Raw genomic sequence first — 24928 nt, forward strand, 5'->3', positions numbered from 1 at the left:
TGGAGCAGCGGGACACCATCCGCCGACGCCTCTGGAAGGGAGTTGTTAACCTTCATTTCCTATTCGCTAGGGACAGCCCTTTCGATGATGAATTTCGAGTTTCAGGCCATGCGTATTCCCCGGACAAATTTCTCGACGGCAGCTTTGTATGGTGCAGATGAGGCGGATGATTTCGTGCATCCGCATCCGGGCGCACCGGACGAGCCGCATGCGCCGATGACACCGGCTGGCGCGCAGGACCACCTGTTCGAGGCTCCGGAGGCGCCGCGCCGGGCGGCCGCTCAGCAGGGCAACGACATGGACCATGCCGGGCGCGCCGCGCGCCTCTACGGCCACGGTTCGGCCTATGCGCCGGCCCAGGTCACCGCCTCGACGGGCGATCCGCTGCCGACCCTTGCCGAGATCACCGGCCAATCGGACGGGGCGAGCTGGGAGAGCCATTTCTTCCTGTCGCCCAATGTCCGCTTTACCCGCACGCCCGAACGCGAATTCATGAAGCGCCGGGCGCCGGCGGCCGACGAGAGCGGGGCCGAGCTTGAGGCGGTTGCGGCAGAGCTGGACGAGCAGGACGTCGTCGCTGAAACGGCGCCCGTCGAGGCCGCCCCCGAAGCCGCGGCTCCGTCCTACAGCCCCTCCGAACTCCTGCGCGTGCTGACGCAGCAGCTTCCCTCCTGGAGGCCTGCGCAGGCGCGCGGCGCGGACACCGCCGAGACGGCGGACGATGCGGCGCCGGTGGTGATCGAGCAGGTCTCCGTGGCCGCTGGACCGCAAATGGCATCGGCGCCTGCGGTCGGTGAAATGGGGGTTGTCCCGGCGGTTCCGGCCATGGCCGAGGCCGCGCCCGAAACTTCCGGCATCGTCGTGGGCAACGAGACGGATGCGCGTCTCTCCTACCTCTCCGATCATGCCTTCTTCGAATTCATGCCGCTCGAAATGGCGGCTGCCCCCCGGATCGCCGCCCAGTCGGTGAAGGAAGCAGCGAAACCGCCAGTGCAGATCGCCGCGGCACCGAATCCTGTCGCCGTGCCGCCGGTGGAAATTCGTCCGCTGCCGCCAACGGCAATCACCTCGATGTTCCGGGTGGTCGAATGCCGACCCCCGGCAACGGCCGCCGCGCCTGTTCCGGCCCAAGGCGCTCTTGACGTGGCCGCAATGAATGCCGTGGCGGTCGCGCCGGTGCAAGCGCCCGCGCCGGCCCACATCGAGCCGGTCGTGTCCGTCACAGCCGAGGAGAAGGCGCCGGTCGCCGATGTCCCGGTCACCAAGGCGGCGATCACCATGCCCGCCGTGGTGCAGCGCTCCTCCTCGCCCTTTCCGCCGATCGGCGGCAGCGAGCGCCATCAGGCTGGCGGCGCCTACGAGTTTCCGTCGAAGGAACTGCTGCAGGAGCCGCCGCAAGGCCAGGGCTTCTTCATGACCCAGGAGCAGCTCGAGCAGAATGCCGGGCTTCTCGAAAGCGTCCTCGAGGATTTCGGCGTCAAGGGCGAGATCATCCATGTCCGCCCCGGCCCGGTCGTCACCCTCTACGAATTCGAACCAGCGCCGGGCGTCAAGTCCTCGCGCGTCATCGGTCTTGCCGACGATATTGCCCGGTCGATGTCGGCGCTCTCGGCGCGCGTCGCGGTGGTTCCCGGCCGTAACGTCATCGGCATCGAACTGCCGAATGCGACGCGCGAGACCGTCTATTTCCGCGAACTGATAGAGTCCAATGATTTCCAGAGGACCGGCTGCAAGCTGGCGCTCTGCCTCGGCAAGACGATCGGCGGCGAGCCGGTGATCGCCGAACTCGCGAAGATGCCGCACCTGCTTGTCGCCGGCACCACCGGCTCGGGCAAGTCGGTGGCGATCAACACGATGATCCTGTCGCTGCTCTACCGGCTGAAGCCGGAGGAGTGCCGGCTGATCATGGTCGACCCGAAGATGCTCGAACTCTCCGTCTATGACGGCATCCCGCACCTCCTGACGCCGGTCGTCACCGATCCGAAGAAGGCGGTGATGGCGCTCAAATGGGCGGTGCGCGAAATGGAGGACCGCTATCGCAAGATGTCGCGGCTCGGTGTCCGCAACATCGACGGCTACAACCAGCGCGCCGCCGCCGCCCGCGAAAAGGGCGAGCCGATCCTCGCGACGGTGCAGACCGGCTTCGAGAAGGGGACGGGCGAGCCGCTCTTCGAGCAGCAGGAGATGGACCTGGCGCCGATGCCCTATATCGTCGTCATCGTCGACGAGATGGCCGACCTGATGATGGTCGCCGGCAAGGAGATCGAAGGGGCGATCCAGCGTCTCGCCCAGATGGCGCGCGCCGCCGGCATCCACCTGATCATGGCGACGCAGCGCCCGTCGGTCGACGTGATCACCGGCACGATCAAGGCGAACTTCCCGACCCGCATTTCCTTCCAGGTGACCTCGAAGATCGACAGCCGCACCATTCTCGGCGAGCAGGGCGCCGAACAGCTGCTCGGCCAGGGCGACATGCTGCACATGGCCGGCGGCGGCCGCATCGCCCGCGTCCACGGCCCCTTCGTCTCCGACCTCGAGGTCGAGCATGTGGTGGCGCATCTGAAGACGCAAGGACGGCCGGAATACCTCGAGACCGTGACGGCGGACGAGGAGGAAGAAGAGCCGGAAGAGGATCAGGGCGCCGTCTTCGACAAGAGCGCGATCGCCGCTGAAGACGGAAACGAACTCTACGAGCAGGCGGTCAAGGTGGTGCTGCGCGACAAGAAATGCTCGACCTCTTACATCCAGCGCCGGCTCGGCATCGGCTACAACCGCGCCGCTTCGCTCGTCGAGCGGATGGAAAAGGAAGGTCTCGTCGGCCCGGCCAACCATGTCGGCAAGCGCGAGATCATCCATGGCAACCGCGATCATGCCGGGAAGGCTGACGACGGCGAGATGGAATGAGAGAGGGACGGGCGAGCGGGGAACAGATGTGGGCGATGGCAGTCTTGACCCCCTCTGGCCTGCCGGCCATCTCCCCCACAAGGGGGGAGAATATTTGCGGCACGCTCGGTGCCGCCCATTGAGGTTTCCGTCTGGTGTAGCCTTTCCGTTGAAGTGAGCGGGTTGCCGCAACTCGTCTCCCCCCTTGTGGGGGAGATGGCCGGCAGGCCAGAGGGGGTTTTCCGCTACCCAACCGCCTTTCGCGCAGCCTTCCTACAAACGCTGCCGAAAAAATAGGCGCATGGCCATTTGCTGGCCATTGAAGCCGGCGGCAGCTATACAAGCCCTTGATAAACATCAGGCGACGCTGTTGGCACGACGCTTGCTTTCCAAGCTTGTATGCAAGATTTGTCGCCACAACAGAACGATCAGACCGGCATAGACGAAGCGATCGTCTCCGGCATTCTTTCCGCCCGCATCCGCCCGGGGACGCGGCTCGGCGAGAGCGAGGTGGCCTCCCTCTTCAGCGTTTCCCGCACCCGGGTGCGGGAGGCGATGATGCGGCTTGAACAGCGCGGCATCGTCAAGGTCAGTCCGCGGCGCGGCTGGTTCGTCGTCGAGCCCTCGGCCGAAGAGGCGATGATGGTCTACGCGGCGCGGCGGGTCATCGAGGCTGGGCTGCTGCGCAGCATGGAGGAGCTGACGACTAGCGGCCGCGAGACGCTTCACGCGCATCTTGCCGAGGAAAGGCTGGCGATTGCCGCCGGCGACCGGCAGCGGCTCACCTGCCTGATGGGCGACTTCCACATCCGCATCGCCGAACTCTCCGGCAACACGATCCTCGTCGAGATCCTGCGCGACCTGACGGCGCGCACCATCCTGATTTCCTTGCTCTACCAATCCGATTTCCACGCCATGCAGTCGCATCTCGGCCATTGCCGCATCGTCGCGGCGATGGAGGAGGGGGATTTCCTCAAGGCGGCGGCCCTTTCGGTCGACCATTTGGACGAGGTGGAGACGGGGCTGGACCTCACCCGCCGCCCGGATCCGCTGGCCGATCTCAGGCACTCACTTTCGCTGCCGCCGCAGACGGCTGCCGCGTCTTCGAATGCACCCCGCAAAGCCAAACCAGAAATCAACAGAGGAGAATGACCCAATGCTTTCAAGAAGAGTTTTTGTCGCCATGACGGCGATGGCGGCCGCAATCGGCTTCGGCTCCGTGGCGCAAGCCGACGCGCTCGGCGACATCACCGCCCGCGGCACGATCCGCGTCGCCGTGCCCCAGGATTTCCCGCCCTTCGGCAGCGTCGGCCCCGACATGGCGCCGGTCGGCTACGATATCGACATGGCCAATCTCATTGCCGAGAAGCTCGGCGTGAAGGTCGAGCTGGTGCCGGTGACGAGCGCCAACCGCATCCCCTATCTGCAGACCAACAAGGTCGATCTCGTCATTTCGAGCCTTGGCAAGAACCCGGACCGCGAAAAGGTCATCGACTTCTCGGCGGCTTACGCGCCCTTCTATAACGGCGTCTTCGCTCCGGCCGATTTTGTCGCCACCAAGCCGGAGGAGCTCGCCGGGAAGACCATCGGCGTCACCCGCGGCGCCGTCGAGGACCTGGAACTGACCAAGGTCGCGCCGGCCGATACGGTCATCAAGCGCTACGAGGACAACAACGGCACGATTTCGGCCTTCCTCTCGGGTCAGGTCGAGGCGGTCGCGACCGGCAACGTCGTTGCCGCGGCGATCCTCGCCAAAAACCCGCCGAAGCGCCCGGAGCTCAAGTTCCTGATCAAGAACTCGCCCTGCTATATCGGCCTTTCCAAGGAACAGCCGGCGCTGCTCGAAAAAGTCAACGGCATCATCGCCGCCGCCAAGTCCGACGGCAGCCTGAACGCCATTTCGCAGAAATGGCTGGGCACCGGCTTGCCGGCCGAACTCTGATCACCCCAAGCCACTCCGCGCGAGCGGGGTGGCGTCACCGCCGTTTGCAAACAGGGGTGCGCCTTTGAATTACCAATTCGAATTCGGCTGGCTCTTCGAATACTACCCGCAGATCGTCAAGGGGATCGCAATCACGATCCAACTGATCGCCGTCGGGGCGGTGGCCGGAATCTCGCTCGGCATCGTCTGCGCCTGGGTGCGGGCGCTCGGCCCGGCTTGGGCGAAGCCGGTGGTCGCCGCCTATGTGGAGCTGATCCGCAACACGCCGTTCCTGATCCAGCTCTTTTTCATCTTCTTCGGCCTGCCGTCGCTCGGCCTGCAGCTCAGCGAGCTCCAGGCGGCCAATCTCGCCATGGTCGTCAATCTCGGCGCCTATAGCTCGGAGATCATCCGGGCCGGCATCCAGGCGACGCCGAAGGGCCAGTTCGAGGCGGGGTCGAGCCTTGCCATGACGCCCTTCGAGATCTTCCGCCATGTGGTTCTGGTGCCGTCGCTTCAGCGCATCTGGCCGGCGCTCTCCTCGCAGGTGGTCATCGTCATGCTCGGCTCCGCCGTCGTTTCGCAGATCGCCGCCGAGGACCTGACCTTCGCAGCCAACTTCATCCAGTCGCGGACCTTCCGCGCCTTCGAGGCCTATATGGTTTCGACCGCCGTCTACCTTCTGCTGGCGATCCTGCTCCGCCAGGTGCTCGGCATGGTCGGCTGGTTGATCTTTCCGAGGAGGGCGGCCAGATGATCGAGTTCACCATCTGGGACATACTGCGCAACCTGTTGCTCGCCACCCGCTGGACGATCGCTCTGTCGCTCGTCTCGTTCATCGGCGGTGGCCTCGTCGGGCTGGCCCTGCTGTTCCTGCGCATCAGCCGGCGCAAGTGGGCGCGGGCGGTCGCGAAATACTATATCGAGCTGTTCCAGGGGACGCCGCTGCTGATGCAGCTCTTCATCGCCTTCTTCGGCCTCGGCCTCTTCGGCATCGACGTGCCGGCCTGGCTTGCGGCAGGCGTGGCGCTGATCCTCTGGAGCGCCGCCTTCCTGGGCGAGATCTGGCGCGGCTGCGTCGAGGCGATCGCCAAGGGGCAGTGGGAGGCCTCCGCCAGCCTCGGCATGGGCCGGCTGCAGCAGATGCGCTACGTCATCCTGCCGCAGGCGATGCGGATCGCCGTGCCGCCGACCGTCGGCTTCTCCGTGCAGGTGATCAAGGGCACGGCGCTGACCTCGATCATAGGCTTCGTCGAACTGTCGAAGGCCGGCACCGTCGTCACCAACGCCACCTTCCAGCCCTTCACCGTCTACGGCCTCGTGGCGCTCATCTATTTCGCGCTCTGCTGGCCTCTTTCCAAGAGCAGCCAGATCCTCGAAAGGAAGCTCAATGTCGCTCATCGAAATCACTGACGTCCGCAAGAGCTTCGGGCCGAACGAGGTGCTGAAGGGCATCAATCTCGATGTCGAGCCGGGCGAGGTGATCGCCATCATCGGCAAGAGCGGCTCGGGCAAGTCGACGCTCTTGCGCTGCATCAACGGGCTCGAGACGATCAGCGATGGCTCGATCTCGGTCGCCGGCGCCCAGCTTCTCGACGACGAAGCGCACCTGAAGGCGCTAAGGCTGAAGGTCGGCATGATCTTCCAACAGTTCAACCTCTTCCCGCATCTGACGGCCGGCGGCAATGTCATGCTGTCGCAGATGGTCGTCAAGAAAACGCCGAAGCCGGAGGCGGAGGAAATGGCGCGCAAGATGCTGGAGCGGGTCGGGCTCGACCACAAGTTCGACGCCTATCCGGATGAGCTCTCGGGCGGCCAGCAGCAGCGCGTGGCGATAGCCCGCGCGCTTGCGATGCAGCCAATCGCGTTGCTCTGCGACGAGATCACCTCGGCGCTCGACCCGGAACTGGTCGCAGAAGTGCTGGCGGTGGTGCGCGAGCTTGCCGCCGAGGGCATGACGCTGCTGATGGTGACGCATGAGATGAGGTTCGCCCGCGACGTCTGCTCGCGCGTCGTCTTCATGCATCAGGGCCGCGTCCACGAGATCGGCCCGCCGGAGGAAGTCTTCGCCAATCCACAGACGCCGGAACTGAAGCAGTTCCTCGGGGTGCATTGAAAGAACCGGCCGGCAGGAGCGCCGGCCGGTTCCGGGTCATGGCCTTACGGTGATATGGCCTTTCATGTTCGGATGATAGCGGCAGATATAATCGAAGCTGCCCGGCTGCTGCAGCACGAGCCGGCCCGACTTCTTCGCCGGCAGCAGCACTTCGGCACCGCCGTTCAACGTGGCGGTGTGAACGAGCGCATCCTTGTTGACCCATTCGATCTCGTCGCCCACCTTCGCTTCGATTTCCGCCGGCGCGTAGACAAGGCCGTCGATCGTCACCTTTATGCTTTCCGCCTGCGAAGGAAAGGCGACGGGGGCCGCTCCCAGCAACAGAGTGAGAATGGCTGCTCGCATTGGCAACATCGCGTGCTCACTTCAGTTCGGTTGCGACATGCTCGGCATGTTGCTGATGGCCCTGGAACAGCTTCAGCCCGGTCTCGAGCAGGCTCTTGAGTTCGCCGTTCTGGGCAGCCGGGATCAGCAGCGTTTCGAGCGCGCCGTTGACCTGCTTGTGGTAGGCGACCTCGTGCTCGACATAGGCCTTGTCGAAATCCGCGCCGGAAAGCTTTGCCAGTTCCTGACGCTTCGTCTCGGCCGCTTGCGACAGGGCCTTGCTGGTGTCGTTGTCTTCGGGCGTGACGTTGAGCTTCTTGACGAGGTCGAGCGCCTGTTTGTTCACCGCCTCATGGTCGCGCACCATCGTCTCGGCAAAATCGACGACCGTCTTGTTCTTTGATGTGGCGATCGCCTGTTTCGCGGCTTCGATATCGAGCACGCCGGCCGTATAGGCGATGTGGGCGATCTGCGGATCGGTCGGCTTGTCGGCGCCGAGCGCTCCGTTGGCGCCGACGAGGAGGGCGATTGCCGCCGCTGCGGCCGTCAGTCTTAAGATCATGGGATGTTCCTTTCCTCGAAGATCAAGAGCGTTTTCGATTGACGCGCTTTGGATGCTTCGCAGGTCGAAACGTTCCCGTCTAATTGCGGCCCCGGTCCTGTGGCTCACGCGAAATGCGGGCGAGGACGGCTTCGGTCAGGCGCTCGCAGCGTTTGCCGGCAAAGGGGAAGGCATCGAGCAGGACGGGGCCGATCTGCCGTTCCAGTTGCTCCTTCAAAAGGTGGCGCGCCCGATGCAGTCTGGTGCGGACCGTTTCCGGACGCAGCCCGAGCAGCGTGGCCGTCTCCTCGTTGTTGAGCCCTTCGATCACCCGCAGCACGAAGACCGTGCGGTAAGTATCAGGAAGGTGATCCGTCAGCTTTTCGACCAGGTCGAGGATCTGTCGTTGCGCCATCGTCTTTTCCGGATCGTTGAGATTGGCGTTGAGCGGAAAGGCGATGATCTCGGCCTGATGCGACTGTCGCATTGCCTCGGCCAGCTTCATCTGGCGCTTCTTCGTGCGCAGGCGGCCGAGCGCCTCGTTGATGACGATGCGGGCGAGCCAGGTCGCGATCGTCGAGTCGCCGCGAAAATCCCGAAAATGCGTGAAGGCGCGGACATAGGCCTCCTGCAGCACGTCTTCCGCCTCGCTGTTGTTGCGCAGGATGCTGCGGGCGATCCGATAGAGCTTGCGGTTATGCGCCTGCATGATCGCGCGGAAGCCTTCGAGATCCGGCGCGGACCGCGGGTGATTGAGCGAAGGATGGTTTTCGGCAATGGGCATGATCGGCTCCTTATGGTGGATTGGATGCCTCAACGCCTGGAATGTTCCCAAATTACCGCCGCCTTTTCGCTGAATCCAGAGCGGTGGACCACGTGCTCGGAGCCGGGAATGCGTGACCCGGCTCTCGGCGAATGCGGAACTGTATTTTCTGCTGGAAAAAGAGAAGGCCCGGCGCGGGAGGAGGTGCGCCGGGCCTTCGATCCTGATCGGCAACTGGGAGGAGGAGGGTCGCCGATCCCTCGATGGAGCTGGGAGGAGGAGTGCTCCATCGATAAGTCATACAATAATGTTGCGGCGCAGCAATTGCAAGCCCAAAAACACAAAAATTTATGTGGCCGGTAAAATCGCTCTGCGACGACGACCGGACCGGTCCACGCGCGGCGGCGCCCATGCGCTTGCCTTCGCGGTCAACTGCGCCAGATTCGGAAAGAACGAATCAGGGAGGCTGCCATGCCGGAGGACCGCAAGACGGCTCTGGTCCGGATCACCGGAAGAGTGCAGGGCGTGTGCTTCCGCGTCTGGACGCGAGACGAGGCGGAGCGGCTCGGCCTGACGGGCTGGGTGCGCAACGAAAGCGACGGTTCGGTGACCGCCTTGATTGCCGGACCGGCTGCCGCCGTCGACACGATGCTCGGCCGGTTCTGGAAGGGGCCGCCGGGTGCGTCCGTCAATGACGTCGCGAGCGAGGATGCTTCCTCAATCGAAGCGCCGACCGGTTTTCGGATTACGCATTAGCGGGGCGTTCCCGGATGCAGATCGGCCGGCTGCCCCTCATCCGGCCTGCCGGCCACCTTCTCCCCGCATGCGGGGCGAAGGGACTCGCGGCGCCCTCTCGCCCTACATCGGCTGCTTGGGGCAGGCGATGCGGCAAGCCGCGACGGTGTCCCCTCTCCCCGTTGTTACTGGGTGAGGGCTAGGGTGAGGGGCAATCGGGGCTTCTCTGCAGTCATTGCAGCGCGTCAAACCCGCTCCAGCGCCACGGCGATGCCCTGGCCGACGCCGATGCACATGGTCGAGAGGGAATAGCGCCCGCCGGTCTCGGCAAGTTCCAGGGCCGCCGTGCCGGTGATACGGGCGCCGGACATGCCGAGGGGGTGGCCGAGCGCGATCGCGCCGCCATTGCGGTTGACGCGCGGGTCGTCGTCGGCGATGCCGAGCTCGCGCAGCACGGCGAGACCCTGGCTGGCGAAAGCCTCGTTGAGCTCGATGACATCGAACTGGTCCTGCGTCATGCCGAGCCGTGCCATCAGTTTCTGCGAGGCGGGCAGCGGTCCGATGCCCATGATGCGCGGCGGCACGCCGGCCGTGGCGCCGCCAAGGATGCGGGCAATCGGTCTCAGTCCATGCTTCCGGGCCGCTTCCCCAGAGGCGATGATCAGCGCCGCTGCGCCGTCGTTGACTCCGGAGGCATTGCCGGCAGTGACGCTGCCGCCGGCGCGGAACGGCGCCTTCAGCTTGGCAAGCGCATCGATCGTCGTGGCGCGCGGGTGCTCGTCCCGGTCGACGACCACCGCTTCGCCCTTCCTCTGCGGGATGGAGACGGCGACGATTTCCCTGGCAAGCCGGCCGTTCGCTTGAGCGGCCGCGGCCTTCGACTGGCTGCGCACGGCAAAGGCGTCCTGGTCCTCGCGCGAGACTTTGAAGTCTTCGGCGACGTTCTCGCCCGTCTCCGGCATCGAGTCGACGCCGTATTGCGCCTTCATCAGCGGATTGACGAAGCGCCAGCCGATCGTCGTGTCGTGGATTTCGGCATGGCGCGAAAAGGCGCTGTCGGCCTTGGGCAGGACGAAGGGTGCGCGCGACATCGATTCGACGCCGCCGGCGATCATCAGTTCCGCTTCGCCGGCCTTGATGGCGCGGGCAGCGGCGATCACCGCATCCATGCCGGAACCGCAAAGCCGGTTGATCGTCGTGCCGGGGACCGTGACCGGCAGTCCGGCCAGCAGCAGCGACATACGCGCGACGTTGCGATTGTCCTCGCCCGCCTGGTTGGCGCAGCCGAAGATCACGTCATCGACCGCCTCCCAGTCAACCGAACCGCTGCGCTCGGCGAGCGCCTTCAAGGGGACGGCGCCGAGGTCATCGGCACGCACGGAGGAGAGCGCGCCGCCGAAGCGGCCGATCGGCGTGCGGATGTAGTCGCAGATGTAAGCGTCGCGCATCAGGCGGCCTCCTTGCCCGGGCCGGTGCCCTCATGGGCCTTCCTGGTGCGGGCGTTGATGTCGCGCAGCACCGAAAGCTCGGTCTCGGTCGGCGCCGGGGTTTCAATGACGGTTTCGGCGAACTTGATCGGCCAGCCGCAACTCTCGACGATCTGCTCGCGGCCGACGCCTGGATGGATGGACACGACGGTCAATTCCTTTGTCTCCGGGGCGGGCTCGAGAATGCACAGATCGGTGATGACGCGCGTCGGACCCTTGGTCTTCAGGCCGAGCCGTTCGCGGGTGTTTCCGCCCTCACCGTGACCCATGGAGGTGACGAAGGGCAGCTTCTCGACGAAGCCGCGCTTCGACAGCGCCATGGTGATGAAGATGCGGCCGCAATTGGAGGCGATCTCCGGCGCGCCGCCGCCGCCTGGCAGGCGGACCTTCGGTTGGTCGTAAGGTCCGACCACGGTGGTGTTGAGATTGGCGAAGCGGTCGATCTGCGCGCCGCCGAGAAAGCCGGTGGTGATGCGGCCGCCCTGCAGCCAGTAGCGGAACATCTCCGGCACCGAAACCGTGAAGAGCGCGGTATCGCAGAGCTCGCCGTCGCCGATCGACAGCGGCAGCACGTCCGGCTTGGTGCCGACGGTGCCGCTCTCGTAGATCAGCGTGATATCCGGCGCATGCGTCAGCCGGGCGACATTGCAGGCGGCCGAGGGGGCGCCGATGCCGACGAAACAGACGTCGTCGTTGGAAAGCTCGCGCGCCGCAGCGATGGTCATCATTTCGGTCGGGGTGAAATCCGTCATCATCGCCTCCTCAAGCGACCTTGGCCGATGTCTGCGCGGCGTAACGGGCGAAGTCTTCCGGCCGCGCGTCGAGCACGTTTTCCTTGATCCAGGCGGTGAAGCTCTCGCGGTCGCGGGCGATCTCGTCCCAGCGGAGATAGAAGGCGTTGGAACGCGGATAATAGCCATGCGCATAGGAGGGGAAGGCACCGCCCGGCACATGGGCGACCGCCGTCACCGCCCAGGCCGGCAGCACGACGGAATTGGGGGAGGGCGGCGATAGCTCGTCGACGATCTCCTCGACGGTGACGATCGAGCGCCTGGCGGCCAGCACCGCTTCCTTCTGGACGCCGACGATGCCTTCGAGCAGCACGTTGCCTTTGCGGTCGGCGCGCTGGGCGTGGATGATCGTCACATCCGGCCGGATCGCCGGCACGGCGGCCAGCACTTCCTGAGTGAAGGGGCAGGTGACGCTTTTGATGTTCGGGTTTACCTTCGGCAGGTCGGCGCCGATATAGCCGCGCAGCATGGCGAAAGGCAGGTTCGCCGCGCCCGCCTCATAGGCATTCGCCATCGCCGCATGCGAGTGTTCCTCGATTTCGAGCGGCCGCGGCCACTGGTTCTCGACCGCGTCGCGGAAGCGGTGCAGCGAGCCGACGCCGGGGTTGCCACCCCAGGAAAATTTCATGCCGCGCGCGGCGCCGACGCCGATCAGCTGGTCATAGAGGATGTCCGGCGTCATGCGGACAAGGAACAGATCCTTCCGTCCCTGGCGGATCACCTCATGCCCGGCGGCATAGGGGATGAGGTGCGTGAACCCCTCCATGGCGACGGTGTCACCGTCGCGGACGTTTTCCGCCACCGCCTCGGCGAGTGACAATATGCGAGCCATCCCAATCCCCCTCCTGTTTGCCGGCCGGCTTGTTCCTCAAGGGACCCGCGTCCGGCAGCGGCGACCGCCGGGAATAAGCGCCCATTTCAGCCGATCGTCAAATATTTTGTGCGATATTTGACTTTTGTTCGTATATCGCACAACATGGCCTGAATTCGATTGGGGATGAATCATGCGGGAAACGGATTTCGTCAGCGGCTTTGCGCGCGGCCTGACGGTCATCGAAGCCTTCGGCGAGGCACAGCCGCGTCTCTCGATCGCCGAGGCGTCGAAACGCACCGGCCTCGATCGTGCGACGGTGCGGCGCTCGCTGCTGACGCTCTCGGAACTCGGCTATGCCGACTACGACGGCAAGTTTTTCACCCTGACGCCGAAGATCCTGAGGCTCGGTCACGCCTATCTCTCGGCGACCCCGCTGCCTGCGATCGTCCAGCCCTATCTCGACCAGCTCTCGGAGAAGGCCGGCCAAAGCGCCTCGGCTTCGGTGCTCGATGGCACCGAGGTCGTCTACGTGGCTCGGGCCTCGCAGCGCCGGGTGATGTCGATCAACCTGGTGCCCGGCTCACGGCTTCCCGCCTATTGCGCCTCGATGGGGCGGGTGCTGCTCGCCGCGCTTCCTGAAGCGCAAGCGCGCGAGATCCTGAGCCGCACCGAGCTCAAGGCCAACACGCCGCGAACGAAGACCGATCCGGAAGAGCTGGTGGCCGAGCTTCGCAAGGTTCGCGAGCAGGGCTATGCGGTCATCGACCAGGAGCTGGAGCTCGGGCTTTGTTCGATCGCCGTTCCGTTGATGAACGCGCGCGGGCAGGTCGTCGCGGCGCTCAACATCGGCGCGCCTGCCGCCCATGTCGCGGCGGCCGAACTTGCGGAACGCTACCTGCCCTTGCTCAAGGAGACGCAAGCCGCGCTGCGGCCGCTGGTTCAATAGGACAGAAGTCGAAGGCCAAGGCGCTCGTGCTAGAAATTGCCCAATAACTGAAATGAGAACCGCAATCGAAAAAGACGAGCGCGAGATTTCGAACGTCAATTTCATAGCAATCGATGACGTAAGACTTTGTAATGAGAGGTCCACGGGTTTGATAAGACTAATTCTGTGATAAAATACTGAGAAATTGGGGGCCATGTCTCGTAACGGGAGGAAGAAACATGGCTGTTGAGGTCCCGAAGGATTTCCGCCGCGTGATCATTGCCGCGTCGGTGGGAAACATCATCGAGTGGTACGATTTTTACATTTTCGGGAGCTTGGCCGCGGTTCTGTCGGTCAAGTTCTTCGAGCAATCCCATCCGGTTGCAGCTCTGTTGAGCACGATTGCACTGTTCACGGCCGGATTTCTGATCCGGCCGCTGGGGGCCTTTCTGTTTGGCTGGATGGGCGACAGGGTGGGCCGCAAATACACGTTTCTCATGACGCTCAGCGGAATGGGATTGGGCACAGGCGCGATCGGCCTGATCCCGACCTATGAGGCGATCGGTCTTACCGCGGCCTTCATCCTTTTCGGCTTGCGAATGGTCCAGGGCCTGTGCCTGGGCGGAGAATATGGCGGCGCCATCACCTATGTGGCCGAGCATGTCCCGGATGAACGCCGGGGCTACTACACCGGCTGGCTTCAGACCTCTCCAACGCTCGGGATCGTGGTGTCGCTGGCCGTGATCATCGCGACGCGCACCTATTTCGGCACGGAAGTTTTCGACGCCTGGGCCTGGCGCGTTCCTTTCCTGGTGTCCTTTGTGCTGGTCGCCATCGCGATCTATATCCGCCTGCAGCTCCAGGAGACACCGATCTTTGAGGAGATAAAGGCCAAGGGCCAAATGACGCGAAATCCCTGGAGGGAAGCTTTCCTCAGCTCCAACATCAAATATGTCGGGATTGCCACCATCGTGCTGATCGGCCAGGGCGTCGTCTGGTACAGCGGCCAGTTCTGGGCCCTGTACTTCCTGCAGCAGGTTTCCAAGGTGGACGCGCTGACCTCGTCCTATATCGTCGGAGCTGCGCTGCTCCTTGCGACGCCGAGCCTGATCTTTTTCGGCTGGCTCTCCGACATCATCGGCCGCAAGCCGGTGATCCTCGGAGGCATGCTGCTCGCGGCGACCACATACTATCCGCTGTATCTGTGGCTCGGAACGGTGACGCAGCCGGACAACGTCAACTATCCGGTAGCGATCTTCATCATCTTCATCCTCGTCTGCTATGTCGGGATGGTGTACGGGCCGGTCGGGGCGTTCCTGGCCGAATTTTTCCCCGGCAGGATCCGCTACACCTCGGTGTCGGTGCCCTATCACATTGGCAATGGCTGGGGCGGCGGCCTGGTACCCTTCGTCACCTCGGCGGCTTTCGCGGCCACGGGCAGCATCGGCTACGCGCTGATCTACCCGATCGCTGTTCCGGCCGTATGCTTCCTGCTCGCGCTATGGCTGATGCCCGAGACCCGCAGGGTCAGCATATGGGAGCCGGTCGAGCCCCGATTGCGGTCTTAGCGGGGTCGGTCGCCTGCGGATCGTCTACCTGTTCGGCTGCCGCCGTCACTCCGGCAACCCGGCGAGCCGCAGGCCTTCCCTGAAACGCGCCAGATCTTCCGGGCGATGGATCGGCAGCCAATCCTTGAGGTTGGAGACGCGCAGGGATGGATCGAGGGCGGTCAGGCCATGCATCGCCTGCTTCGCTTTTTCCGTTCGTCCGGCGAGCGCGTGGCTCGCGGCCGCCAAGGCGATCGCCGGGAGCAAACTGGGCAGGTTCCCAAGTGCCTTTTCCGCGCAGTCCGAGGCGGAATCGAAGCGGCCCGCAAAGAAATGCGCCAGCGCCATCCCGACCTGCATCCGGAACATTTCCGGATCCAGCGGGCTGAGGCGAACGGCATGCGCCAGGTGCTCGATTGCGGCGTCTGTTTCACCGCGAAGAGCGCGCAGGGCGCCGCCGAGGTACCAGGCGGGGGCGAGGTTCGGGTTGAGCAGCACGGCCCGGTCGATGAGCGCGATACCGCCGTCCAGGTCGCCGGTGAGATGGGCGAGCGCATGCCCGCCTCTCGTCAGCGCCACCGCATCGTCGCGGCCGAGTTCGACCGCCATCCGCGCCAGGCGAGCGCCCTCGGCGATCTCGCGCGGACGATCAATCATCCAGCCATTCAGCTTGCGCCAGAAGTGGCACCAGGCGGCCATGGCGTAGGCGGATGCAAATTCCGGATCGAGTTCGGCCGCCTTGTAGAACAAGGGCAGCGCCGCCTCGATGGCCTCCCGCGTTCCGTTGTGCAGCTTCGCCATCCCGCGCAGGTAATAGTCATAGGCGTCCAGACTTTCCGTCGGCTTGCGCTTGGCGCGCTCGATTTCCGCCCGTTCGAGCTGCGGCGAGATCGCGCCGACGACGCTTACGGCCATCTGGTCCTGCAGTTCGAAGATGTCGTCGAGCGTGCCTTCGAATCGCTCCGCCCAGAGATGTGTCCCGGTCGCTGCTTCTATGAGCTGTCCGGTGATGCGCACCTTGTTGGCCGCCTTGCGCACGCTGCCTTCCAGCACGTAGCGCACGCCAAGCTCCGTGCCGACTGCCTTCACGTCCACCGCCCGGCCCTTGTAGGTGAAGCTCGAATTGCGGGCGATGACGAACAGCCAGCGGATGCGCGACAGGGCGGTGATGATATCCTCCACCACGCCGTCGGCAAAATAGTCCTGCTCCGGATCGCCGCCGAGGTTCTGGAAGGGCAGGACGGTGATCGAGGGCTTGTCGGGCAGGACGAGCGCGGACGGTGGCTCCGTCGATTCGCTGGAGGCGTGTTCGACGATCCCCGGTCCGCCGCGCTGCCGCGCTTCCCCGATCTCGCCGATCTTGATCTCGCCCACGAAGCGAAAACCCTTGCGGGCGACCGTCCTGACCAGGCGCTGCTCCTCGCCGGTGTCGCCGATGGCCTTGCGAACCGCGTTGATGTGACTGGTGATCGTCGATTCCGAGACGACCCGGCCGCCCCACACTGCCTCGAGAAGGTCGTCCTTGCTGACGACGCGGTCGCGGTTCCTGACGAGGTGCAGCAGCAGGTCGAAGACCTGCGGCCCGACGGCCACGACTTGCGAGCGCAGGGTCAATTCCCGGCGCTCCGGGTCGAGCACGTAGTCTCCAAACACGAGTTGCACGTCGGCATCCCCCGACCGAGCGCCTCGGCTCTGGCCGGGGCGTCGAATGTTCCCGTCCATTGATAGCACGGCAACGTTTGGTTAGAGAATTCATTCGCGTCAGGCAACCGCCTTGGACGAATAACCAAGCTTCCCTGAAGGGCAATTCAGGCCCGCCGCAAGGACTTCCGGCAAGCTCGCAGGCACTCTCCACCCATTCGACGGCAATGGTTGCGGTCGGGAGAAACGGAGAGAAGCCATGAAGATCGTCGTCATCGGAGGTACCGGCCTCATCGGATCGAAACTCGTGAAGAACTTCAGGGAGCGCGGTCATGAGGTGCTGGCCGCCGCCCCCAACACGGGTGTGAACACCATCACCCGCGAGGGCCTGGCCGAGGCGATGGATGGAGCCCAGATCGTCGTCGACGTGGCGAACGCACCGGTGTGGGAAGACAAGGCCGTCCTCGAATTCTTCGAGACCTCGGGCCGGAACCTGCTGGCTGCGGAAGCTGCCGCCGGCGTGCGCCACCATGTTGCCCTGTCGATCGTCGGCAGCGAACGGCTTCCCGACAACGGCTATTTCCGGGCGAAGGTCGCGCAGGAAAACCTCATCAAGGCCTCCGGCATTCCCTACACCATCCTGCGCGCCACGCAGTTCTTCGAGTTCGTCGGCGGCATCGCCCAGTCGGGGATCGTCGGCGAGGAGATCCGTCTGTCGCCGGCGCTGATGCAGCCGATCGCCTCCGACGACGTGGCAGCGGCGCTCGCCGATGTCGCACTCGCACCGCCGGTCAACGGCACGCTCGAAGTTGCCGGCCCGGAGGCGATCCCGCTCGACGAACTGGTCAGGCGCTTTTTCCGAGCGACGCGGGACACGCGCAAGGTCGTGCCGGACGTTCACGCCCGCTACTTCGGCGCGGTGCTCGACGATCAGTCGCTCACCCCTGGCAAGGACCCGCGCATCGGCGCGATCCGGTTCGAGGATTGGCTTGGTCAGCAGGCCACGCACTGAGGCACTCACGGACAATCAGAATGGCGCCGGCCCGGCACCGGGCCGGAACTTCGCGACAGATCCCCCCGAAGGAGAATTGCAATGTTCACACGATTTCTCTCGGCCTTTGCCTTCGCAGCGCTCTCGGTCACCGCAGCTTCGGCCGGCGACCGGCCCGCGGGCAAGGTGACGGTCGTCTTCGACCACGCGCTTCCGAACGTCCCCGGCAAGAGCATGAAGGGCGTTCTCGTCGAATACGGGCCTGGCGGCGGATCGCCCGCCCACACGCATCCGAAGTCCGCCTTCATCTATGCAACGGTGCTCGAGGGCGCGATCCGCAGCAGCGTCAACGGCTCGCCGGAAAAGGTCTATCACGCCGGCGAAAACTTCTACGAAGAGCCCGGCTCCCACCACGAAGTAAGCGCGAATGCGAGTGAAACGGAACCTGCCCGGCTGCTGGCGGTGTTTGTCGTCGACACCGATGTAAAGGAACTGGTCACGCCCGTCGGGCAATGAACGAACCGCTTCGATGCCGGCAGCTCTGGGGAGACCACCGCCGCCAGGGCTGCTTCCGCCATCGGCATCAACAGGAGTTGAGAAAATGGATACGCTCGCGGACAAGATCGCCATCGTCTCCCGCGGAAGTTCCGCGGCCGAAGTCGCCGTGGCGCGGCCCAACAGGAAAAAGACGATCGGCCTGCTGCTGTGCCTTAGCGCCGCGGCGGCCGTGGCTGGCGGATGGGCCTGGGCTCGTTCGGGCGGCGTTGCCTCGACCGACAACGCCTATGTCCGCGGCGATGTGACCTCGCTCGCCCCCAAGGTTGCGGGCTACGTCACGGCCGTAGAGGTTCGGGACAACCAAGCCGTCCGCGCCGGTGACGTCCTGTTCCGGATCGATGACCGGGACTACCGTGCAAAGCTTGCGCAAGCGGTGGCCAATGTCGAGGCGGCCGAGGCTCGCCTCGTCAACGTCGATGCGGAGACGGAGCTTCAGCATGCCCTCATCCGGCAGGCCGAAGCGCAGAGACGGTCGGCCGTAGCCGAACTTGACCTGGCCACCAAGGATTATGAGCGCCGCCGCGAACTGATCCGCAGCAATACCATCAGCCAGGCGCATGTCGATGAAAGCGACGCGGCGCGGTCGAGAGCCGAGGCGAACGTCTCGGCCGCCTCCGCCACGATCGAGGCGCAGCAGCAACGACTGACCGTCCTTGCCGCCCAGCGCGAAGCGGCCGTGGCTGCCGTGGCGCAGGCGGAAGCCGCGCGCGATCTCGCCCAGATCGATCTCGACAGCACCGTGGTGCGCGCGCCGGTCGGCGGCGTGATCGGTAATCGGCAGGTCCGCATCGGCCGGCTGGTTGCGCCGGGCACCTCCCTGCTCGATATCGTTCCGGTCAACGATGTCTGGATCGTCGCGAATTTCAAGGAAACCCAGGTTGAACATATCCGCCCCGGCCAGCCCGTCCGCATCACCATCGACGGCTATCCGAGCGGGGCGCTTGACGGCGTGGTCGACAGCTTTGCGCCGGGCAGCGGGTCTGCCTTCAGCCTGCTGCCCACGGACAATGCGACAGGCAATTTCGTACGTGTCGTCCAGCGCGTTCCGGTGAAGATCCGGTTTGCCAACAACCCGTCGCCGGGCCGCATCGTGCCCGGCCTGTCCGCCCGTGTCGAGATCAAGCGGGGAGACGGGTCATGACAAGGGTGGTCACTGCCACACCGAGTGGCGACAGATCTGCGACCGGGGCCCTGCTTGTCGCCGGCATCGTGCTGGCCACGCTGACGGAGGCGATCGCCAGCACCGTGCTGTCGCTCGGGCGCGGCGACATCATCGGCGACACCTATGCAACGCCGGACGAGTTCGCCTGGCTGGACATCGGCTACACCGCTTTCAAGCTCATCGGGTTCATCGCCGCCTCCGGGCTGATGAACCGCATCAATCCGATGAGCCTGATCACCGGCGCAACCTTTGCCATGGGCATGGCCTGCGGCGTTGCCGCCATGACCGCTCGCCTGGACCTTTTGGTGGCGCTTCGCATCATCCAGGGCTTCTCCGGCGGCACCCTGCTTGTCGCAGGCCAGGCGATCATCTTTCTCGCCTATCCGCGATCCCGCCAACCGATCCTTCAGGCGCTGTTTGCAATGGGGGCCGTCGTCGCCCCCGCGACGATCGCCCCGGCCCTCCAGGGGTGGTTGCTCGATAGCCAATCCTGGACCTGGATCTTCTTCAGCGTCGTTCCGGTGGCGCTCGCCGCTGCCGGACTTCTGCTGCTCGCCGACGCGCCGATGCCCGCCAGGACCACTCCCCGGCCGTTCGACTGGATCGGCTTCTCGCTGTTCTTCGTCACGCTCTTCTGCTTCACCTACGTGTTCAGCCAGGGCAGCCGGTGGGACTGGTTCGAGGAAGCGCGCATTCTGTGGCTGACGGTGATCGGTGCCGCCGCTCTTCTGGCCTTTCTCGGTCAACAAATGTTGGCCAAGGGCCATGGCCTGCTCGACTTCACCCTGTTCAAATCGGAGGATTTTTCCTTCGCCTTCATCGTCAGTTTCGTCGCCGGCGCCGCGTTGTTCGGGAGCGCGTATCTGATTCCGTCCTTTGCCGTCTCCGTCCTCGCCTTCACGCCGACCGATGCCGGCCAACTCCTCCTGCCGAGCGGGGCGCTGTTCATCGGCACGCTGCTGATTGCCGCCTTTCTGATGCAGGTGCGCCATGTTCCTCCGGTCGCCACGGTGCCGTTCGGCATCCTGATGATCATGGTTGCGATGTGGATGCTGTCCGGTTCGACCGGCGAGAGCGGCGCGGACGACATGATGGCCGCGATCCTGTTGCGCGGCCTGGGCCTTGGTTTCCTGTTTCTATCGATCACCCTGATCGCCTTCAGCAACCTCGACAGCCGGAATCTCGCCGCCGGGATCGGCCTCTTCAATACGGGCCGCCAGCTTGGCGGGCTTATGGGTGTCGCAGCACTCCAGACATTGATCGACCATAACATCGTCGCCAATGCCGCGGTCCTCGGCGCCAACGTCACCGCAGGGAGGCCCGCGGTCATCGAACGGCTGACGACCACGACGGCCATGCTGGCGGCGAAAGGGATGGACGCCGCAGCCGCTGCCCGGGCGGCAACGAGCCTCTTAGGCCGCGTCGTGACGGGTCAGTCCACGGTGATTGCCTTCGACACAGCGTTCAACGCAGTCGCCCTGCTTTTTGTCATCGCCGCCCCCGTGCTGGTCGCAATCAAGATCGGATTGTCCCGGCACGCGAAAGCACGCGCTGCGCATCCAATCAGACGCCCAAGGTCGCTGTAGCGCTTCGAACTACTGCACGATTCCTCAAATCGGATACGATTTGAGGAATCGTGCAGTAGTCCCTGGACCTATCGACAAACGGCCATGAATTCACCAAAACTTCGCGACAGAACGCTATTGCGGGTTGTCCGTGGGATGCGGACGACACTTCTTCCAAGCGGCAAGCCGGCGACATTCCTCCCATGTCTGCAAGGCTTTACACACGGGGACGACGGACCATGAAAGTTGTAGTCGAGAATACCGTTTGCTTGAACACCGGCGATGCGGCCATTCTTCTGGCGATCAGGCACATCCTGAAATCGGTCGCGAAAGAAACGCTGGAGTTCCTGGTGTTCGACAGCCAGCCGGAAGTCGCGGCGCGGCTCTATCCGAAGGAACAGTATCCGGACATCGAACTCAGGAAACTGCCGTCGGAATCGATCTTCAAGTACAAATACGACGACAATACCGTCAAGAATGCCTTGAAACAGGTCTATAACCAGGCGGTGTTCCAGGCGCTGCGTCACCTCGGCAGCGGCAACTATCTCGACAGGCGGTTCTTCAGCGACGCGGACCGCAAGAGCCTGGCGCTCTACAAGGACGCCGATATGGTGATCACAACCGGCGGCACCTATCTTGTCGAAAACTATTCGCTGGAGCGGCGCATCAACCAGTTCAAGCTCGCCGAGATGCTCGGCAAGAAGACGATCTTCTTCACCCAGTCGCTCGGACCCTTCGCAAAACCCTACAACCTCCGGAACCTGCCGCCGATTTTCGCCCGCAGTCCGCTGATCCTCCTGCGTGATGTCCGCTCGCGCGACCACATCCTCGATCTCGTCGACGATACGTCGAAATGCCATGTGGTCGCCGATTCCGTCTTTGCGCTTGCGGATGTGGAGCGGATCGAGGCGCTGCTGACGATCGGCCGCCCGGCACCGACGGGCCGCGTCGGCATTTCCGTCAGGCACTGGAACTATGTCCAGGGCGGTGGCGGCGGCATGGACCGCTACATCGAATCGGTGCGCGACATCGCGACAAAGCTGGTGCGCGACCATGGCAAGGAGGTCACCTTCATTTCGACCTGCCAGGGCGTGCCGGAATATGCCCATGACGACTCGAAAACGGCGAAGCTGATCGTCTCGGGCCTGGCGCCCGAAATCGCCGAGCATGTCACGGTCGACGCGGCTTTCCACACGCCGGAACAGCTGATGGCGATAGCGAGGGAGCTCGATTTCGTCGTGGCGACACGCATGCACATGATGATCATGTCGCTTTGCGTCGGCACGCCGGTGCTGCCGATCGCCTATGAGTTCAAGACGAAGGAAGTGGCCAAGCGCATCGGTGTCGAGGATGTCCTGCTCGACATCGACACGGTGACGCCCGACGAGGCGCTTGGCAAGCTCGACCGCTTCGCCGGCAATCTCGACCGCTACCGCGAGGTCAGCCTCAAGGCGGTGCTCGAGGAACATGCCTCGGCGATGTCGGCGGCGGATCTCATGCGCCCGTTGATCGCCAAGTCATCGGCGAACGGCGCTCAGGCCCTTCGCCAGGATGTCGAAGAGGACCTGGCGCGGCTGGCGTAGAGCCAACGCGAAGAGGAGCGCCAGCCCGTAGTTGAGGCAGACCGCCGAAGCGAGGGCGAGGAAATCGGAGCTGCCGGTCAGGGCTGCCGGCAGCAGCCGGTAGCATATCCAGGCGGCGAGCGCCGAGACGAGAAAGAGGCCCTGGACGTAGAGGAAATCTCTGGCCGAGACCGGCCCGACCCGCTGCAGGAGCCATGCGAGCACCGGAACGCGCAGGACGTAGCCGCTGATCGCATAGGCGGCAGCGACGCCGATCGCACCCCATTGCAGGCCGACGACGAAGGAAAGCACCGTCGTCAGCGACGAGTAGATCCCCCAACGGAACATCGTCTTCGTCTCGCCCTGGCAGATGAAGATCCAGCCGGTGGTGCTCGACACCGGCTGCATGAGGCTGGCGACCCCGAGCCAGGCGAAGATCGGCGCGACCGGCAGCCATTTCTCTCCGAAGAGGATGCTGACGGTCGGCTCCGCCGCGCAGGTGAGCGCCGCAATGCCGGGCATGGTGACCGCCGCCAGCAGCCAATTGGTGCGGAGATAGATGTCGCGAAAGCGCGGCTTGTCCTCCTGGATGCGGCTCATCAGCGGGATCATCACCCGCGACAGCGGCTGGGTGATGTTCTGCAGGGGGAAGAGCAGGAGCTTGTAGGCCCGGTCGTAATAGCCGAGCTCGACCGGGCCGGAGAACTTGCCGATCAGGATGTTGTCGAGATTGCGCGAGAAGAAATTGACGAGGTTGAAGCCGGTAAGATTGGCTCCGAAGGAAATGATGTCACGGTCGATCCTGACGGCGGGCCGGCCGGGCATCCATCGCGTCGCCCACCAGGCCGCGAGCAGAGCGACCGCGGCCGAGGCCGCCGGGCCGATCACCAGCGACCAGTAGCCCATGCCGAAGTAGGCGGCTGCGGCGGTGACCAGCAGTCCGACGACCGCCGCATAGACATCGTTGAGCGCCAATTGGCCGAACTTCAGATGCCGGTTCATCAGGGCTAGCGGCAGGGCCGCGAGGCTGCCGAGCAGCAGCGGCAGCGCTGCGGCGATCGCGATCGCCGTCATCCGCTGGTCGCCGTAGAAGGCGGCGATGGCAGGGGAAAGGGCGACGACCACGAGGGTGCAGAGGAGGCCGACGAGGGTGCTGATCCAGAACACCTGGTTGAGCTCCCGCTCGCCGATTTCCTTGCGCTGGATGACCGCCTGCTGCAGGCCGAGATTCTGGAAAAGCCCAACAAAGGCGACGATCGGGCTCACCGAGGCGACGAGGCCGAAATCCTCCGGCGCCAGAAGGCGGGCGAGCACCACGACGGAGACGAACTGGATGACCATGCGCAGAACTTGAGCGCCGCCGGTCACCAGCCCGCCGCGAAGGGCGACGCGGCCGAACTGAATGTTTTCCTTGTTCAAGCGACAAGCCTCGATCTGGAGAACCGGCTGAGGATGGCGGCAAAATCGTCGTCGAGGGCCTGCATGTCGAACTCGGCCTCGACCTTCCGCCGGGCTTCCCGGGCGATGCGCTCGCATTCGTCCGGATGCTCGGCGATGAAGCGCAGCCGGTTCGCCAGCGTCTCGACATCCCTTTCGGCGGCGAGAAAGCCGGTCTTCCGGTCCTCGATCAGCTCAGGAATTCCGGAATGGCGGGAACTGGCCACCGTCAGCCCCGCCGCCATCGCCTCCATCAGCGCTACCGGTATCCCTTCGACATCGCCGTTCCCGGCGGTGACGCTCGGCAGCACGAAGGCGTGCGAGCGCTTGAGCCATTCCTTGACGTCCTGGTGCGGAAGGCTGCCGAGGAAGGAAACCCGTCCGGAGATGTCGAGTTCGGCTGCAAGCGCCTCGAGCTGCGGCCGAAGCGGCCCGTCGCCGATGATGCGGTAGTGCCAGTCGAGTTCCGGCGCGTCGGCGCGGAGCTTGCCGAGGGCGCGGAGCGCGAATTCGACGCCCTTCTTCTCGGCGAGCCGGCAGACCGAAATCAGTTGCAGCGTCGCGCCGCGCCAGGATTTCCATTCATATGGGATCTTCTTGAGGTCGATGCCCATATGGTGGACGGCGACCTTTGCCTCCGGCGCGCCGGCTTCGATCAGCACGCGGCGGAAGTAGTCGTTCACAGTCAGGTTGAGCGCGCCGTGCTCGAACAGGTCGTTGTAGCGGCTAAGACCGCGCTCCTTGAGCGGCACGCCGACGTCATAGCCGTGGAAGATCGTTACGATCGGCGGGGTCAGCCGTTTCCATTTCTTCAGCCGTGCGGCGCGGGCGCCATTATGACCGAAATGGGCGACGATGACGTCGCATGCGTTCAGTCTTGCGACCGACGAGATGTCGAGCGCGGTGGACGCCTTGTCGTAAAGCTTCGGCGGCAGCCGGCCTATGGCCGGGCGAAGGTGCGCCGCGGCGCCCCACCAGTCACGGGTGCGTGCCAGGAGGGTCGCCAGCGGTTCCTGCCGGCGATCGGCGAAATTGTAGTCCGAGATGCCGTTGCAGACGACCTCGACCTCGAAGCCGCGCTGCAAAAGGCCGGCCATCTGGCCGATGACGAACGTCTCCGAAAGCATCGGAAACTGACCGACGACGAAACCGACGCGCATGCCGG

The 24928-nt window shown here is 64.5% G+C and carries 23 protein-coding genes; 14 read left to right on the forward strand and 9 right to left on the reverse strand.

Annotation, left to right across the window (positions count from 1 at the left end):
* The first annotated feature begins 108 nt into the window (after nucleotides 1–108).
* The 6 genes from AU381_RS23030 to AU381_RS23055 all read left to right on the forward strand — a co-directional run bounded on the left by AU381_RS23030 (nucleotide 109) and on the right by AU381_RS23055 (nucleotide 6920).
* Entirely contained in the window at nucleotides 109–2904 is a 2796-nt protein-coding gene (locus AU381_RS23030) for a DNA translocase FtsK (RefSeq protein WP_064244212.1), read from the forward strand.
* Between the two features lie 378 nt (nucleotides 2905–3282).
* Nucleotides 3283–4035: a GntR family transcriptional regulator gene (locus tag AU381_RS23035; RefSeq protein WP_064244022.1), complete on the forward strand. Its 753-nt coding sequence runs from the start codon at nucleotides 3283–3285 to the stop codon at nucleotides 4033–4035.
* A 4-nt stretch (nucleotides 4036–4039) separates the two neighbouring features.
* Nucleotides 4040–4825 carry a transporter substrate-binding domain-containing protein gene (locus tag AU381_RS23040; RefSeq protein WP_064244023.1) on the forward strand — a complete coding sequence of 262 codons (786 nt, stop codon included), beginning with the start codon at nucleotides 4040–4042 and terminating at the stop codon, nucleotides 4823–4825.
* A 64-nt stretch (nucleotides 4826–4889) separates the two neighbouring features.
* Nucleotides 4890–5561: an amino acid ABC transporter permease gene (locus AU381_RS23045; RefSeq protein WP_064244024.1), complete on the forward strand. Its 672-nt coding sequence runs from the start codon at nucleotides 4890–4892 to the stop codon at nucleotides 5559–5561.
* Entirely contained in the window at nucleotides 5558–6217 is a 660-nt protein-coding gene (locus AU381_RS23050; protein WP_064244025.1) for an amino acid ABC transporter permease, read from the forward strand. The genes AU381_RS23045 and AU381_RS23050 overlap by 4 nt, the downstream gene beginning before the upstream one ends.
* A complete protein-coding gene (locus tag AU381_RS23055) occupies nucleotides 6195–6920 on the forward strand; it encodes an amino acid ABC transporter ATP-binding protein (protein WP_064244026.1) in 726 nt (241 codons plus the stop codon). The genes AU381_RS23050 and AU381_RS23055 overlap by 23 nt, the downstream gene beginning before the upstream one ends.
* 36 nt (nucleotides 6921–6956) lie before the next feature.
* Here the strand turns inward: AU381_RS23055 and AU381_RS23060 are convergent, their stop codons facing one another.
* The 3 genes from AU381_RS23060 to AU381_RS23070 all read right to left on the reverse strand — a co-directional run bounded on the left by AU381_RS23060 (nucleotide 6957) and on the right by AU381_RS23070 (nucleotide 8569).
* Complete coding sequence (locus AU381_RS23060; protein ID WP_064244027.1) at nucleotides 6957–7274, reverse strand: cupredoxin domain-containing protein; 318 nt, start codon at nucleotides 7272–7274, stop codon at nucleotides 6957–6959.
* 7 nt (nucleotides 7275–7281) lie between these two features.
* Nucleotides 7282–7806, reverse strand: a complete 525-nt coding sequence (locus tag AU381_RS23065) for a DUF4142 domain-containing protein (protein ID WP_064244028.1) — start codon at nucleotides 7804–7806, stop codon at nucleotides 7282–7284.
* A gap of 79 nt (nucleotides 7807–7885) precedes the next feature.
* A complete protein-coding gene (locus AU381_RS23070) occupies nucleotides 7886–8569 on the reverse strand; it encodes an RNA polymerase sigma factor (protein WP_064244029.1) in 684 nt (227 codons plus the stop codon).
* Between the two features lie 450 nt (nucleotides 8570–9019).
* On the opposite strand from AU381_RS23070, the gene AU381_RS23075 reads away from it, so the two are divergent.
* Entirely contained in the window at nucleotides 9020–9304 is a 285-nt protein-coding gene (locus AU381_RS23075) for an acylphosphatase (protein WP_162273451.1), read from the forward strand.
* 224 nt (nucleotides 9305–9528) lie between these two features.
* On the opposite strand, the gene pcaF is transcribed toward AU381_RS23075, so the two are convergent.
* Genes pcaF through AU381_RS23090 form a run of 3 tightly spaced genes read right to left on the reverse strand, consistent with a single transcriptional unit; the run spans nucleotide 9529 to nucleotide 12393 of the window.
* Nucleotides 9529–10731: a 3-oxoadipyl-CoA thiolase gene (pcaF, locus tag AU381_RS23080; protein WP_064244031.1), complete on the reverse strand. Its 1203-nt coding sequence runs from the start codon at nucleotides 10729–10731 to the stop codon at nucleotides 9529–9531.
* On the reverse strand, nucleotides 10731–11522 hold the full coding sequence (locus AU381_RS23085; protein WP_064244032.1) for a CoA-transferase subunit beta: 792 nt from the start codon (nucleotides 11520–11522) through the stop codon (nucleotides 10731–10733). The genes pcaF and AU381_RS23085 overlap by 1 nt, the downstream gene beginning before the upstream one ends.
* Nucleotides 11523–11532: 10 nt before the next feature.
* Nucleotides 11533–12393: a CoA transferase subunit A gene (locus AU381_RS23090; protein ID WP_064244033.1), complete on the reverse strand. Its 861-nt coding sequence runs from the start codon at nucleotides 12391–12393 to the stop codon at nucleotides 11533–11535.
* Between the two features lie 172 nt (nucleotides 12394–12565).
* Here AU381_RS23090 and AU381_RS23095 point away from each other — a divergent pair, with 172 nt between their 5' ends.
* Nucleotides 12566–13321: an IclR family transcriptional regulator gene (locus AU381_RS23095; RefSeq protein WP_064244034.1), complete on the forward strand. Its 756-nt coding sequence runs from the start codon at nucleotides 12566–12568 to the stop codon at nucleotides 13319–13321.
* 218 nt (nucleotides 13322–13539) lie between these two features.
* Entirely contained in the window at nucleotides 13540–14868 is a 1329-nt protein-coding gene (locus AU381_RS23100; protein WP_064244035.1) for an MFS transporter, read from the forward strand.
* Between the two features lie 45 nt (nucleotides 14869–14913).
* Here AU381_RS23100 and AU381_RS23105 read toward each other — a convergent pair whose 3' ends face one another.
* The gene (locus tag AU381_RS23105) at nucleotides 14914–16509 is read right to left on the reverse strand and encodes a winged helix-turn-helix domain-containing tetratricopeptide repeat protein (protein ID WP_064244213.1); all 1596 of its coding nucleotides are present in this window, start codon (nucleotides 16507–16509) and stop codon (nucleotides 14914–14916) included.
* 238 nt (nucleotides 16510–16747) lie between these two features.
* Between AU381_RS23105 and AU381_RS23110 the strand changes: the two genes are divergently transcribed.
* The 5 genes from AU381_RS23110 to AU381_RS23130 all read left to right on the forward strand — a co-directional run bounded on the left by AU381_RS23110 (nucleotide 16748) and on the right by AU381_RS23130 (nucleotide 22347).
* Complete coding sequence (locus tag AU381_RS23110) at nucleotides 16748–17500, forward strand: SDR family oxidoreductase (protein WP_064244036.1); 753 nt, start codon at nucleotides 16748–16750, stop codon at nucleotides 17498–17500.
* Nucleotides 17501–17581: 81 nt separating this feature from the next.
* Nucleotides 17582–17995 (forward strand): cupin domain-containing protein, encoded by a 414-nt coding sequence (locus tag AU381_RS23115; protein ID WP_064244037.1) that lies wholly within the window; start codon nucleotides 17582–17584, stop codon nucleotides 17993–17995.
* Nucleotides 17996–18080: 85 nt separating this feature from the next.
* Nucleotides 18081–19178 carry an HlyD family secretion protein gene (locus AU381_RS23120; protein ID WP_064244038.1) on the forward strand — a complete coding sequence of 366 codons (1098 nt, stop codon included), beginning with the start codon at nucleotides 18081–18083 and terminating at the stop codon, nucleotides 19176–19178.
* A complete protein-coding gene (locus AU381_RS23125) occupies nucleotides 19175–20785 on the forward strand; it encodes an MFS transporter (protein WP_064244039.1) in 1611 nt (536 codons plus the stop codon). Before AU381_RS23120 ends, AU381_RS23125 begins: the two co-directional genes overlap by 4 nt.
* 218 nt (nucleotides 20786–21003) lie before the next feature.
* On the forward strand, nucleotides 21004–22347 hold the full coding sequence (locus AU381_RS23130) for a polysaccharide pyruvyl transferase family protein (RefSeq protein WP_064244040.1): 1344 nt from the start codon (nucleotides 21004–21006) through the stop codon (nucleotides 22345–22347).
* Here AU381_RS23130 and AU381_RS23135 read toward each other — a convergent pair.
* Nucleotides 22282–23745, reverse strand: a complete 1464-nt coding sequence (locus AU381_RS23135) for a lipopolysaccharide biosynthesis protein (protein ID WP_064244041.1) — start codon at nucleotides 23743–23745, stop codon at nucleotides 22282–22284. The genes AU381_RS23130 and AU381_RS23135 overlap by 66 nt on opposite strands.
* Nucleotides 23742–24923 carry a glycosyltransferase gene (locus tag AU381_RS23140; protein ID WP_064244042.1) on the reverse strand — a complete coding sequence of 394 codons (1182 nt, stop codon included), beginning with the start codon at nucleotides 24921–24923 and terminating at the stop codon, nucleotides 23742–23744. The genes AU381_RS23135 and AU381_RS23140 overlap by 4 nt, the downstream gene beginning before the upstream one ends.
* Nucleotides 24924–24928 lie beyond the last annotated feature (5 nt).

The sequence above is a fragment of the Sinorhizobium glycinis genome, from assembly GCF_001651865.1.
Classification (GTDB): Bacteria; Pseudomonadota; Alphaproteobacteria; order Rhizobiales; family Rhizobiaceae; genus Sinorhizobium; species Sinorhizobium glycinis.

Coding starts and splice junctions, on each gene's coding strand:
- AU381_RS23030 (WP_064244212.1), top strand. CDS start 109: ATGCGTATTCCCCGGACAAATTTCTCGACGGCAGCTTTGTATGGTGCA.
- AU381_RS23035 (WP_064244022.1), top strand. CDS start 3,283: ATGCAAGATTTGTCGCCACAACAGAACGATCAGACCGGCATAGACGAA.
- AU381_RS23040 (WP_064244023.1), top strand. CDS start 4,040: ATGCTTTCAAGAAGAGTTTTTGTCGCCATGACGGCGATGGCGGCCGCA.
- AU381_RS23050 (WP_064244025.1), top strand. CDS start 5,558: ATGATCGAGTTCACCATCTGGGACATACTGCGCAACCTGTTGCTCGCC.
- AU381_RS23055 (WP_064244026.1), top strand. CDS start 6,195: ATGTCGCTCATCGAAATCACTGACGTCCGCAAGAGCTTCGGGCCGAAC.
- AU381_RS23060 (WP_064244027.1), bottom strand. CDS start 7,274: ATGTTGCCAATGCGAGCAGCCATTCTCACTCTGTTGCTGGGAGCGGCC.
- AU381_RS23065 (WP_064244028.1), bottom strand. CDS start 7,806: ATGATCTTAAGACTGACGGCCGCAGCGGCGGCAATCGCCCTCCTCGTC.
- AU381_RS23070 (WP_064244029.1), bottom strand. CDS start 8,569: ATGCCCATTGCCGAAAACCATCCTTCGCTCAATCACCCGCGGTCCGCG.
- AU381_RS23075 (WP_162273451.1), top strand. CDS start 9,020: ATGCCGGAGGACCGCAAGACGGCTCTGGTCCGGATCACCGGAAGAGTG.
- pcaF (WP_064244031.1), bottom strand. CDS start 10,731: ATGCGCGACGCTTACATCTGCGACTACATCCGCACGCCGATCGGCCGC.
- AU381_RS23085 (WP_064244032.1), bottom strand. CDS start 11,522: ATGACGGATTTCACCCCGACCGAAATGATGACCATCGCTGCGGCGCGC.
- AU381_RS23090 (WP_064244033.1), bottom strand. CDS start 12,393: ATGGCTCGCATATTGTCACTCGCCGAGGCGGTGGCGGAAAACGTCCGC.
- AU381_RS23095 (WP_064244034.1), top strand. CDS start 12,566: ATGCGGGAAACGGATTTCGTCAGCGGCTTTGCGCGCGGCCTGACGGTC.
- AU381_RS23100 (WP_064244035.1), top strand. CDS start 13,540: ATGGCTGTTGAGGTCCCGAAGGATTTCCGCCGCGTGATCATTGCCGCG.
- AU381_RS23110 (WP_064244036.1), top strand. CDS start 16,748: ATGAAGATCGTCGTCATCGGAGGTACCGGCCTCATCGGATCGAAACTC.
- AU381_RS23115 (WP_064244037.1), top strand. CDS start 17,582: ATGTTCACACGATTTCTCTCGGCCTTTGCCTTCGCAGCGCTCTCGGTC.
- AU381_RS23120 (WP_064244038.1), top strand. CDS start 18,081: ATGGATACGCTCGCGGACAAGATCGCCATCGTCTCCCGCGGAAGTTCC.
- AU381_RS23125 (WP_064244039.1), top strand. CDS start 19,175: ATGACAAGGGTGGTCACTGCCACACCGAGTGGCGACAGATCTGCGACC.
- AU381_RS23130 (WP_064244040.1), top strand. CDS start 21,004: ATGAAAGTTGTAGTCGAGAATACCGTTTGCTTGAACACCGGCGATGCG.
- AU381_RS23140 (WP_064244042.1), bottom strand. CDS start 24,923: ATGCGCGTCGGTTTCGTCGTCGGTCAGTTTCCGATGCTTTCGGAGACG.